This window comes from Micromonospora echinofusca (assembly GCF_900091445.1).
GTDB lineage: Bacteria > Actinomycetota > Actinomycetes > Mycobacteriales > Micromonosporaceae > Micromonospora > Micromonospora echinofusca.
In genome coordinates this window covers 6,195,106-6,207,052 of the sequence record NZ_LT607733.1, presented here as the reverse complement: position 1 = coordinate 6,207,052, position 11,947 = coordinate 6,195,106, and the positions used below count along the sequence as shown (strand labels likewise).

7 protein-coding genes are annotated in these 11,947 nt (G+C 71.8%); 5 read left to right on the top strand and 2 right to left on the bottom strand.

Features of this window, described 5'->3' with window-relative positions; translation table 11 throughout:
• Positions 1–195: 195 nt before the first annotated feature.
• Complete coding sequence (locus tag GA0070610_RS26590) at positions 196–1,869, bottom strand: (2,3-dihydroxybenzoyl)adenylate synthase (protein ID WP_089002570.1); 1,674 nt, start codon at positions 1,867–1,869, stop codon at positions 196–198.
• 546 nt (positions 1,870–2,415) lie between these two features.
• Between GA0070610_RS26590 and GA0070610_RS26585 the strand changes: the two genes are divergently transcribed.
• From GA0070610_RS26585 to GA0070610_RS26570, 4 genes are all read left to right on the top strand, one after another.
• Complete coding sequence (locus tag GA0070610_RS26585; protein WP_089002569.1) at positions 2,416–7,743, top strand: type I polyketide synthase; 5,328 nt, start codon at positions 2,416–2,418, stop codon at positions 7,741–7,743.
• A gap of 371 nt (positions 7,744–8,114) precedes the next feature.
• Positions 8,115–8,579 (top strand): SgcJ/EcaC family oxidoreductase, encoded by a 465-nt coding sequence (locus GA0070610_RS26580; protein ID WP_089002568.1) that lies wholly within the window; start codon positions 8,115–8,117, stop codon positions 8,577–8,579.
• Positions 8,580–8,604: 25 nt separating this feature from the next.
• Positions 8,605–9,060, top strand: a complete 456-nt coding sequence (locus GA0070610_RS26575) for an SgcJ/EcaC family oxidoreductase (RefSeq protein ID WP_089002567.1) — start codon at positions 8,605–8,607, stop codon at positions 9,058–9,060.
• Positions 9,061–9,160: 100 nt separating this feature from the next.
• Positions 9,161–9,640, top strand: coding sequence for an SgcJ/EcaC family oxidoreductase (locus GA0070610_RS26570; RefSeq protein WP_089002566.1), 480 nt, complete (start codon positions 9,161–9,163; stop codon positions 9,638–9,640).
• Positions 9,641–9,853: 213 nt separating this feature from the next.
• Here the strand turns inward: GA0070610_RS26570 and GA0070610_RS26565 are convergent, their stop codons facing one another.
• Positions 9,854–10,225, bottom strand: coding sequence for a YciI family protein (locus GA0070610_RS26565; RefSeq protein WP_089003762.1), 372 nt, complete (start codon positions 10,223–10,225; stop codon positions 9,854–9,856).
• 115 nt (positions 10,226–10,340) lie between these two features.
• Between GA0070610_RS26565 and GA0070610_RS26560 the strand changes: the two genes are divergently transcribed.
• The gene (locus GA0070610_RS26560; protein WP_157747246.1) at positions 10,341–11,861 is read left to right on the top strand and encodes a DHA2 family efflux MFS transporter permease subunit; all 1,521 of its coding nucleotides are present in this window, start codon (positions 10,341–10,343) and stop codon (positions 11,859–11,861) included.
• The last annotated feature ends 86 nt before the right edge of the window (positions 11,862–11,947 follow it).

Sequence of the window (11,947 nt, the reverse complement as noted above, 5' to 3'; positions counted from 1 at the left end):
CGGGATCGCCGCCCGGTCGGCGACGTCGCGCCGTCCCATGATCTCGGTCAACCGCTGAGCGCACATCTCCTCGAATGCCTTTCTCAGAGCGGCTTTGGCCCGCTTACCTGCGGAAGTAGGACGACTACAGTAGGTGATCGGCCGAATGGCACTCCAGGAGTTGACAGCCGGACGGGGACCGCCGGGGCGCCCGGCTCAGCTGGCGACGAGCCGCCGGGCGATGTCGGCCCGGAGCGCCTTCTTGTTGACCTTCCCGACGGGGGTGACCGGCAGCTCGTCGACGACCTCCAACCGCTCCGGAAGCTTGAAGTGGGCGACACCGGCGCGCTCCATCAGGGCACGCACGTCCCCGAGCGACACCTGCCGGCCCGGCTGCGGCGCGACGTACAGGCAGACCCGCTCGCCCAGGTCGGCGTCGGGCATGGCCACCGCCGCGGCCAGCCGTACGCCGTCGAGCTGGTACGCGAAGTTCTCCACCTCCTCGGCCGAGATCTTCTCGCCACCACGGTTGATGAGGTCCTTGTCCCGGCCCTCGACGACCAGGTTGCCGTCCGGACGCAGGCGGACGATGTCGCCCGTGCGGTACCAGCCGTCGGGGCTGTACGCCAGGGCGGTCAGCTCCGGCGTGCGGTAGTAGCCGCGAGGCGTGTACGGGCCCCGGGTCAGCAGCACCCCCGGCTCGCCCGGCGGCACCGGGGCGCCGTCCTCGTCCACCAGTACGAGTTCGTCGGCGGGGCAGATCGGGCGGCCCTGGGTGTGCCAGATGACCTCCGGCGGGTCGTCCGGGCGGGTCATGCAGAGCAGCCCCTCGGCCATGCCGTACACCTGTTGCAGGCGGCAGCCGAGGGTCGGCGTGATCCGGACGGCGACGCTGTCCGCGAGCCGGGACCCGGCGGCCTGTAGCAGCCGCAGCGACCCGAGGTCGTGGCTGACGTCCTCCTCCCGGTACTCCAACCACCGCTGCACGGCCGCCGGCACCAGCGAGGTGAACGTCACCCGCTCCTGCTCGATCGTCTCGAAGGCCCGCTTCGGCGCCGGGGAGGGGAGGATGACGACCCGGCCTCCCACGAGGAGCGTGCCGAGGACGCCCGGCCCCGCCATCGGGTAGCCGTGAGCGAGCGGCAGGACGGCGAGGCACACCGTGCTCCGGTCCAGACCGCAGATCTCGGCGGCCCGACCCGCCATGTACGCGTAGTCGTTGTGGGTCCGGGCGATGAGCTTGGGAATCCCCGTGGTGCCGCCCGAGAGCAGGAACAGGGCGACCGCCGTGCCGTCCGGGGCGATGCCGTCGAGCTCCCGGCGCGCTCGCGCCACGTCGGCGGCGGGCCGGCACAACCAAGCCAGGTCGACGCTGTCCGGACGCTGGTGGGAGCCGCTCACCAGGACGTGCCGCAGGGTGTCCGACCCGGCGGCCACCTCGTGCGCCAACTCCTGGTGGTCGAAGCCCTTGACCTCGTCCGCCACCACGATCGCCCGGGCCCCGGTGAGCTCGGCCATGGCGGTGAGCTCCCGCCGGCGGTGCGCCGGCAGGGCCATCACCGGAAGGGCGCCGAGCCGGAAGCACGCCACCATCAGGACCACGAACTCCCAGCAGTTCGGCAGCTGCACGATGATCCGGTCGTCGGCGCCGATGCCGAGGGCACGCAGCCGGGTCGCGGCCCCGTCCGCCCGTGCCGTCAGGTCCCCGAAGGTCAGCCGCGTCGCGCCGTCGACCAGGCAGACCGCCTCGGGGTCGACGTCCGCGGCGGCGTAGAGGTGGGCGCCCAGCGAGCGGCCCGACCAGAAGCCGTCCGCGACGTAGCGGGCCGCCACGTCCTCCGGCCAGGGGACGACGTCCGCGCGGGTCGACCGGATCGGGTGCGTAGACATCTCGTCCTCCTGCGGAGTGGGGGATCCGCGCGGTCCGCGGGGGTGCGTGCCGGTCGACGCGCCGAATGCGCCGATCTCCGTGAGGAAACGGTACGGACCGACGCATCCGGAGCCTTCTCCTGAAATGCTCGGCCCGGTGACCGCAATCTCCGACATGAATCGAATGGGGGCGCGGACTCCCGTTCGGTCGGGCGGTGTCGGTGCGCATTCTCACGCCGAAGCGGACCGCTCGGCACATCGCACACACGAAGATGCTGGGCCGATCCGCCCCCACACATGATGTGTCGCAGTCAATGTCGGTGTCCGCCTCTGTCGATGCGATCCGTGGGCTGGGGGAATCTGCTTCGACGGTGACCAGCTCGCGGCCGGTGCGAGCGCGGGCGGTGCCGCCGGGCCCGGTGGCACCGCCCGCCGGACGGCGGCCACCGCACCGACGCTTTCCGTGGCCCTGGCAACGGCGGAACCGATGACAATTCCGAACGGTGGTAATCACTGGATTCGATCCTGCAAGCGGATCCGGTCGGTGACTGGGAGAGGAGCCTGGACGTGAGGCAGGATCGGGAGATTTCTGACGCAGTGGCTATCGTCGGCATGAGTTGCCGATTTGCCCCTGACCTTGACTCCCCGGAAAAGTTCTGGGAGTTTCTGGCCGGCGGCCACAGCGCCGTTAGCGAGATGCCGGACAAGCGCTGGGAGCCGTACGCCTCAACCAGCCCGCAGGCGACGGCGATCATGCGCCGGACGACCCGCCTGGGCTCGTTCCTGAAGGACATCGAGGGTTTCGACGCCGACTTCTTCGGAATCTCTCCCCGCGAGGCGGACTTCCTCGACCCGCAGCAGCGCATCGTGTTGGAGCTGTCCTGGGAGGCGCTCGCGGACGCCGGCATCCCGCCGATGTCGCTGCGCGGGAGCGACGCCGGCGTCTTCGTCGCCGCGAACTCGAACGACTACGGCCGGCGCCTGTTGGAGGACATCCCGCGCACCGGGGCGTACGCGGTCAACGGCACCACCTACTACGGCATCGCGAACCGGGTCTCGTACTTCCTGGACCTGCGCGGGCCGAGCCTGGCCGTCGACACCGCCTGCGCCGGTTCGCTGACCGCCCTGCACATGGCCTGCCAGAGCCTGCGTGAGGGCGAGACGCCGGTGGCGATCGTCGGTGGCATCAACATCATGGCCACCCCGGCGCTGTTCGTCGCGCTCGACGCGGCCGGCGCGACGGCGCCGGACGGGCGGAGCAAGGCCTTCGACAAGGACGCCGACGGCTACGGCCGCGGCGAGGGCGCCGGCGTGGTGGTGCTGAAGCGCCTGGTGGACGCCCTCAGCGACGGTGACCGGGTGCTGGCCGTCATCCGTGGCAGCGGCGTCTTCCAGGACGGCCGCTCCGACGGCATGATGGCCCCGAACGGCACGGCCCAGGAGCACATGCTGCGGCTGACCTACGCGCGGGCCGGCATCGCGCCGGAGACGGTCGACTACGTGGAGGCGCACGGCACCGGCACGCCGGTCGGCGACCGGGAGGAGGCACAGGCCCTCGCCGCCGTCTTCGGTGCCGACCGGCCGGCCGACGACCCGTGCCTGATCGGTTCGGTGAAGCCGAACATCGGCCACGTGGAGGCCGGCTCCGGAATCGCCGGAGTGATCAAGACGGTGCTGGCGCTGCGGCACGAGGAGATCCCGCCGAGCCTGCACCGGGAGCCGAACCCGGACTTCGACTGGGTCGGCTCCGGGCTGCGCCTGGTCGGCGCGCCGAAGCCCTGGCCCACCGGCGGTGAGCCGCGCCGGGCGGGGGTCTCCAGCTACGGCGTCGGTGGTTCGATCTCCCACATCATCGTCGAGGAGGCGCCGGCGGTCACCGCCGAGCCGACGGACGCGTCCGAGGGGGCCGGCCTCCAGCGCGAGCTGGCGGTGTTCCCGGTGTCCGCGATGTCGGAGGCCGGGCTCGCCGGGATGGCCGCCCGGACGGCCGACTGGCTGGAGGCCAACCCGACGGTGGCGCTGGCCTCGGTCGGGCACACCCTCTCCCAGCGTCGCTCGCACCTGGCGCAGCGCGCCGCCGTGGTGGCCGGCTCCACCCGGGAGCTGGCCGAACGGCTCCGCGCGTTGGCCGACGGGCAGCGCTCGCCCGGCGTGGTCACGGCACGCGTCGCCGCCGGCGAGTCGTCCCCCGTGGTCTGGGTCTTCTCCGGACACGGGTCGCAGTGGCCCGGCATGGGCCAGCAGTTGCTGCGCGACGAGCCGGTGTTCGCCGAGACCATCGACGCCCTGGCCGACGTGTTCCGGGACGAGATCGGCTGGACCCCCCGGGAGGCCCTCGCGTCGGGAGGCCCGTGGAGCAGCTACGAGGTGCAGGCGCTGACCTTCGCCACGCAGGTGGGTCTCGCCGAGGTGTGGCGGCGGCACGGGGTCACCCCGGGTGCGGTCATCGGCCACTCGGTGGGCGAGATCGCGGCCGCCGTCGTGGCCGGCAGCCTGGACATGATCGAGGCCGCGCGGTTCGCCTGCCGGCGGGCCACGGCCCTGCGGCGGCTCCAGGGACAGGGTGGCATGGCGCTCGTCGGCCTCTCCTTCGCCGACGCGCAGGCGCGCCTCGCCGGGCGTACGGAGGTCGTCGCCGCGATCTCCGCCAGCCCCGAGTCGACCGTCGTCTCCGGTGACCGGGAGGTCGTCGAGCGGCTGGCCGAGGAATGGCGCGGCGAGGGCCTGGGGGTCTGGCGGGTCGACACCGACATCGCCTTCCACAGCCCGCACGTCGACGCGATCGTGGCGGAGGTCGCCGACGCCGCCCGCGAGCTGACCGTCCGGCCCGCCCGGGTCGATCTGTACAGCACCGCCATGACGGACCCGCGGTCGACAGCCGCGCGGGACAGCGACTACTGGGCGGCCAACCTCCGCCAGCCGGTACGGTTCGCCGAGGCGGTGGAGGCCGCGCTCGCCGACGGCCACCGGCTCTTCCTGGAGATCTCGTCGCACCCGGTGGTGACCCACTCGATCCGGGAGGGCCTGGAGCGGGCCGGGGTGGAGGAGGCCATCGTCATCCACTCCCTACGCCGGGAGACGAACGAGACCGAGACGCTGCTGGGCAGCCTCGCCGAGCTGCACTGCCATGGGGCGGCGGTGGACTGGTCGCGGGAGCACCCGGCCGGTGGGCTGGTCGACCTGCCCGCGATGGCCTGGCAGCACCGGCCCTACTGGATCTTCCCGGAGGCGCACGCCGACGCCGGCCCGGGTGGCGGCCACGACCCGGACAAGCACAGCCTGCTCGGTGGCCGGATGACGGTCAGCGGGGCGCCGCCGCGCCAGGTGTGGCAGACCCACCTCGACATGGACAGCCGGCCGTACCCGCTGGACCACGAGGTGGTGGACGTCGAGATCACCCCGGCGGCCGTCATCATCAACAGCTTCGCCCTGGCGGCGGAGCAGGGCGGCCGCCTGCCGGGCCTGGCCGACATCGTGCTGCGTACGCCGTTGGCGGTGGCGCCGCCGCGGATCGTCCAGATCGTCCTGTCGGAGAACACCGCCCGGCTGGCGACCCGGATCGCGGGTCAGGGCGACAGTGCGAGCGAGGACGAGGAGTACGAGTGGATCACCCACTCCACCGCGACCATCGACTGGAGCACGGACCTGGTCGAGGGACGGGTGGACGGCGGCGCGGTCAAGGCCCGCTGCCCGGAGGAGTGGTCGTGGCAGCGGGTCGACGACATGTTCCGGCGGATGGGCGTCGGCGGGTACGCCTTCCCGTGGGACGTGCACGAGCTGCGCCGCAACGGCACCGAGCAGCTGGCGGAGATCACCATCGTGCCGCCGCCGGCGGAGCGGGCCACCAGCTGGGCGCACGTGATCGACGGCGCGCTGACCATCAGCGCCGTGCTGGTGACCCCCGAGTACGCCCGGCACCAGTGGATGTCCTCGCACATCGACTCGGTCGTCTTCCGGGGGGACCCGCCGGCGAAGATCACCGTGCACTCGGTGCGGTCGCCCCGCTCGCCGGAGGACACCGTGGACGTGTCCGTCGCCGACGAGACCGGCCGGGTCGTCTGCCAGGTACGCGGGCTGCGCTTCTCGGCGATCTCGGACGAGGACAGCTCGGTCGCGGCGCCCCGGGAGCTGGTGCACGAGATGGTGTGGCGCCCGATGGAGCTGACCGACGACAGCATCGCGCAGGAGCTGACCCGGCTGGCCGTGGTCGGCGCCGGCGCCGGCGCCGACGGGCTGGCCGCGCGCCTGATCGGCGCGGGGCTGGACACCCGCCAGGTCGCCACGCCGGACGACCTCGCCCTCCTGCCCGTCTCCGAGCTGGACGCGGTGCTGGTGGTGCCGGCGGCGGGCCAGCCCGACGAGGCACCCGAGGAGGCGGCCGAGCGCTGTGGCTGGACGCTGATCCGCTCCGCGCAGGCCCTGATCGAGGCGAAGGCGGCCAGCGGGGACCCGAGCGCTCCGCTGCCCAGGCTGTGGCCCGTCACCCAGGGGGTCCGGGACGCCGCCGCGGAGAGCGCGCTGGCACACGGCCCGATGTGGGGGATCGCCCGCATCATCGCCGGTGAGCAGCCGGACATGTGGGGCGGAGTCCTGGACGTCGACGCCGTCGACGGGGACACCGTCGAGAAGATCATGCAGGTCCTCCGGCAGCTCGGCGGGAGCGAGGACGTCATCTCGGTCCGGGCGGACGGGGTGTCGGTGGCCCGGCTGAGCCAGATCGAGCGCCCCTCGGACGGGGCGGCCCTCCAGTGCCGGCCGACCGACACGTACCTGATCACCGGCGGCCTCGGGGTGCTCGGCCTGATGGTCGCCCGCTGGCTGGCCGACCGGGGCGCCCGCCGGATCCTGCTGGCCGGCCGGCGGGGTCTGCCGCCGCGCGCGGAGTGGGGCCGGGAGCAGGACAACCAGACCCGCCGGCAGATCGAGGGCGTGCTGGAACTAGAGGCGCTCGGCGTCACCGTCCGCGCCCTGGCGCTGGACATCACCGACGCCGACGAGGTCGCGGCGGCCCTCGATCCCGCCTCGCACGGGATGCCGCCGGTCCGGGGCATCGTGCACGCCGCGGGCGTGGTGCGCGACGCCATGGTCGACAAGGTCGACCGGGAGGGGCTCCGGGACGTGCTCGGCCCCAAGGTGCACGGCGCGATGGTGCTGCACCGGCTCTTCCCCCCGGGGTCGCTGGACTTCTTCGTGATGTTCTCCTCCTGCGGGCAGTTCACCCGGCTGACCGGCCAGACGACCTACGCGGCGGCGAACTCGTTCCTCGACGCGCTGGCCGCCCACCGGCACGCCAGCGGGCACCACGAGACGACCAGTCTCGGCTGGACGTCGTGGCGCGGGGTGGGGATGTCCCAGTCCATCTCCACCACGATGATGGAGGCCAACTCGCGGGGCCTCGACGCGGTCTCGGTGACCGAGGCGTTCCGGGCCTGGGCGTTCGCGGACCGGTTCGACACCCCGTACCAGGCCATCCTGCGGGTGCTGCCGACGCCGCCCAACGCGCCCCGGATGCCGATGCTGCGGGAGCTGACCGCGACCAGGTCGGAGACCGGCGACGACGAGGCGCAGGGACCGGTCGTCGACTGGAGCCTGCCGGAGGAGGAGCTGCGGGCGCAGGTGACGGCGGACGTACGCGAGCAGGCCGCCGCCGAACTCAACCTCGCCCCCGCCGACCTCGAACTGCGGCGCCCGCTGGTCGAACTGGGGGTGGACTCGGTGATGACGGTCGCGCTGCGGGTGCGGCTCCAGCGCCGCTACGGGCTGGACCTGCCGCCGAACATCCTGTGGAACAAGCCGACCATCACCGCGCTCGCCGAGCACATCATCGACGCGCTCCGGCCGGTCGCCGACGCCGAGCCCGTCCCGGCGGGCGCGGCCGGGGCCCCGGCCGCCTAGGGCCCCGGCCGAGGTCGGTGCCGGGCCCGTACCGACCTGACGAGCTCCGCGCGCCGGAGTCCGACAGGTAGCGAGGTCTCCGGTGGAGGGTTGCGCTCGACCCTCCACCGGAGACCTTCGCGTACGCCACGAGCCGGCACGACGCCGGGGTGGACCGGTGCCGGAGCCGTCGCTGCGGCTGTCGATTCAATGGCTGCCGTGCGCATCGGCATTGGCCGAATAATGGGTCCTCCCTCCCCGCCCTACGGTTCGCACGCAGAAAGATGTCCGTCCCCACCACAGGCGTGAGGATGGTGATGGAGAAACGGATTACGCCGGCCGACCAGCGCTGTCCGGTCTCGCATCTCGTTATAGGAGAAGGGGTCACCGAAATGTCCACGACCACCGCCCAGAAGAAATCCCTCGACGCCTATTACGGGCCCTTCACCAGTGAAATGGAGAAGGAGGTCCTCAGCGTGCCGCTGCGCCTGGTGGGGGCGTGGTCCCACAACGACGCCGACGGGGTGGCCGACGTCTTCACCGAGGACGGGATCCTCATCCTTCCCGGTGACGTCTACAAGAAGGGCCGGGACGAGATCCGCTCGTTCATGGCCGCCGCGTACGCCGGCCCGTTCAAGGGCACCGGGGTGACCGGCAACCCCGTCGACCTGCGCATCCTCTCCGACGACGTGGCCCTCATCCGTACCCACGGCGGGATCCTCGCGGCCGGGCAGGCCGAGATCGCGCCCGAGCTGGCCGTGCGGTCCACCTGGGTCACGGTGAAGAAGGACGGTCAGTGGCAGCTCGCCGGCTACCAGAACAGCCCGCGCGGCGAGGGCGCCACCCTGCGCTGGTGACCGATCCGACGAGAAGGAGAGCAGGATGAGCAACGACGCCGCAGCGCTCGTGGCCGGGGCCAAGGAGTGGGCGACGCTGTACGGGGACTACTCCAACGGTGAGGAGGGCGCCGTCCTCACCGCGCCGCTGAGGTTCCGCGCCGCCTGGGCGGCCAACGACCCCGGGGCGCTGGCCGACATGTTCGTCGAGAACGGCAGTTTCCTCGCCGGCGACCGGCAGCTGATGAACCGCGAGGAGATCCGGTCGTACATGGCGGAGGCGTTCGCGGGCGGACTCAAGGGGTCGAGTTTGGTCACCGACGTCCGGGAGATCCGGATGCTGACCGATTCCGTCGCCATCGCCATCACCGACGGCGGCATCATTCCGGACGGTCAGGAATCGCTCGGCGACGCGGACCGGGTCCGCATGATGTGGGTGGCCGTCAAGCAGAACGGCGACTGGCGGCTCGCCTCGTACCAGAGCAGCCCGGTGACGGGCTGACCGGCACGCGGACCGCACCGGGTCACTTCCGGAATCGATCTTTCGATGGTGGCATCGACCGCCGTCACCACCGGGACAATCACGACAGGAGAGAGGGTCCATGACCACGAAGGCACGGTGGGGCGACGCCTCGACGCTGCTCGCCAAGGCCGGTGTCCAGGAGGACACCTCCTACTACGGTCGGTTCACCGCCCCGGACGAGAAGGCGGCGCTGACGGCGTGCATGCGCGTCCAGGCGGCCTGGGCGGCGAACGACGCGGACGCGTTCGCCGAGGTGTTCACCGACAACGGCAGCCTGCTGATGCAGGACAACCAGCTGGTCAGCCGTGAGGAGATCCGGGAGTACATGGCCCAGGGCTTCGCGGGCGGCCTCAAGGGCGCGCGGGTGAAGGGCTGGCCCGTCGAGGTCACGTTCCTCTCCGAGGACGTCGCCATGGTCGTCACCGAGGGCGGCATCATCATGGCGGGGGACACGGACATCGCGTCGGAGAACCTCATCAGGGCCACCTGGGTGATCGTCCGGCAGCCGGACGGCCAGGTGAGGCTGGTGTCGCACCAGAGCAGCCCGATCAAGGGCTGATCCCTGGCCGGTCGTGCCCGCGCGCCGACCGGCTCGGTCCACCCGTTGCGGGGCCGTGGTGACGGCTGCACAGAGTCGTCACCACGGCCTCGTCGTGTCCACCCCGTCCATGAGGCGGCTCCGCCCGACGTGCCGTACGCCCGGGGGAGTCGCCGCGGACGGACAGGGACCCGCGGCACGTGGTGCCGCAGGTCCCTGCGGTGCGGACGGACGTCACATGTCCGGGCCGCCGGCGCTGAGGACCGGGCGCACCTCGACCATGCCGAAGTTGGCCTCCGGGATCCGGGCGGCGTGCTCGACGGCCTTCTCGAGGCTGTCGCACTCGATCAGGTAGAAGCCGGCGACGTACTCCTTGACCTCGGGGAAGGGGCCGTCGGTGGTGCTCACCTGACCGTCCTTGACCAGGACCCGCTTGGCCTGGCTCTGGTCGGCCAGCGCGTCGGACACGATCAGCTCGCCCGACTCGGAGAGGTCCCCCACGAGGGACATGTGGGCCTTCATGCCCACCGCCTGCTCGGCCTCGGACATGTTCTGCCAGGCGTCCCGGGTCTGCTTGTTGTGGTTGATCAGGATCATGTACTTCATTGCTTGCCTCCCGTGGGGCTGGGCGAACCTTCCACCCCCATGTCGAAACCGATCCCGCAGCTTCGACATGCAGACGGATGCACTTGAAAGTGCGCCAACGTCGAGGGAGGTCTACATGAGCACCGGTACAACACCGCGCCGGGACGACGCGCCGAGTGCGCCCGGGGAGGGCACGGATCCGCGCCGGTGGCGCGCGCTCGCCCTGCTCGGGTTCGTCCAGTTCATGTTCGTGATCGACATGACCGTGGTGAACGTGGCTCTGCCCCGGATCCAGGACGATCTCGGGATGTCGCGGGCCGGCCTGGCGTGGGTCGTCAACGGCTACGTGCTCATGGCCGGTGGTCTGCTGCTGTTCGGCGGCCGGCTGGCCGACCTGTTCGGCCGTCGGCGCATCTTCATGACCGGTGTGGTGATCTTCGCCGTCGCCTCCGTCACGTCCGGCGCCGCGGTGAACTCCGAGATGCTGATCTTCAGCCGCTTCCTCCAGGGCGTCGGTGAGGCGATCGCGGCCCCCGCCGCGCTGGGCATGGTCTTCCTGCTCTTCTCCGAGCCGGCTGACCGGGTCAAGGCGGTCGGCATCTGGGGTGGCCTCTCGGGCATCGCCGGGACCCTGGGGCCGGTGGTCGGTGGCCTCATCGCCAACGACACGAGCTGGCGCTGGATCTTCTACATCAACGTGCCGGTCACCATCTTCGCGCTGATCATGGTGCCCCGGCTGGTCTCGGAGACCAGGATGGAGCGCCGCGGCCAGCGGCTGGACTTCACCGGCATGCTGACCGCGACCGGTGGTCTGGTGGCCATCGTCTACGGCCTGTTGCAGGCCGCCGAGCGGTCGTGGGGCGCCTGGCAGGTGCTCGTGCCGCTGCTCGGTGGTGTCGCGCTGCTCGGGCTCATGGTCCTGATCGAGGCGCGCGCCTCGGCGCCGCTGATCCCGCTGCGGTTCTTCGCCAACCGCACCCGCGCCGTGGGTTACCTGGTCGGCCTCGCCCTGTCCTGCGCGTTCTTCGGGTTCACCTTCCTGGTGACCCTCTTCGAGCAGCAGGTGCTCGGCTACTCGCCGCTCAAGGGCGGGCTGTCCTTCATCCCGGTCGGCCTCGGCATCGCCTTCGGCGTCGGCCTGTCCACCGGGATGATCCCGAAGCTCGGCGTGAAGCCGGTGATCATCATCGGTCTCATCGGCGCCTCCGCCGGCCTCATCTACACCAGCATGATCGATGTCGACGCGACCTACACCGCCAGCATCATGCCGGGCATGATCGTGCTGGGCCTCTTCTTCGGTCTGGCCATGCCGGGCACCGCCAACACCGCCCTGTGGAAGGTCACCACCCAGGACACGGGCCTGGCTTCGGCGATGCAGAACGTCATGCAGCAGGTGGGTGGGGCCCTGGGCCTCTCGGTCCTGGTCGCGCTGGCCCTGCGGTTCGGCAACAGCCAGCTGGGCGAGGGCGCGGCGCCCGCGGTGGCCGCCACCGAGGGCTACGCCCTGTCGCTGCGGATCGCCGCCGGTGTGCTCCTGGTCTGCGCCGTGGTCGTCCTCCTGGCCCTGGAGCGGATCACCGTGTCTCCGGAGCTGACCGGGGCTCCCCGGAAGAGCGAACCCGAGCAGGTCGCCGGCGACCCGACGCCGACTCACTGAGCACTGCGGCTTCCGGGTCCACCGGTCGCGGCCTCCGGATCTCCCGGCGCCGCGTCCGGACCCGCCGGCCGGGGCCGCCCGGCCCG

Excerpts from the sequence above, each read along its gene's own strand:
- GA0070610_RS26590 (WP_089002570.1), bottom strand. The coding sequence starts at position 1,869 with ATGTCTACGCACCCGATCCGGTCGACCCGCGCGGACGTCGTCCCCTGG.
- GA0070610_RS26580 (WP_089002568.1), top strand. The coding sequence starts at position 8,115 with ATGTCCACGACCACCGCCCAGAAGAAATCCCTCGACGCCTATTACGGG.
- GA0070610_RS26575 (WP_089002567.1), top strand. The coding sequence starts at position 8,605 with ATGAGCAACGACGCCGCAGCGCTCGTGGCCGGGGCCAAGGAGTGGGCG.
- GA0070610_RS26570 (WP_089002566.1), top strand. The coding sequence starts at position 9,161 with ATGACCACGAAGGCACGGTGGGGCGACGCCTCGACGCTGCTCGCCAAG.
- GA0070610_RS26565 (WP_089003762.1), bottom strand. The coding sequence starts at position 10,225 with ATGAAGTACATGATCCTGATCAACCACAACAAGCAGACCCGGGACGCC.
- GA0070610_RS26560 (WP_157747246.1), top strand. The coding sequence starts at position 10,341 with ATGAGCACCGGTACAACACCGCGCCGGGACGACGCGCCGAGTGCGCCC.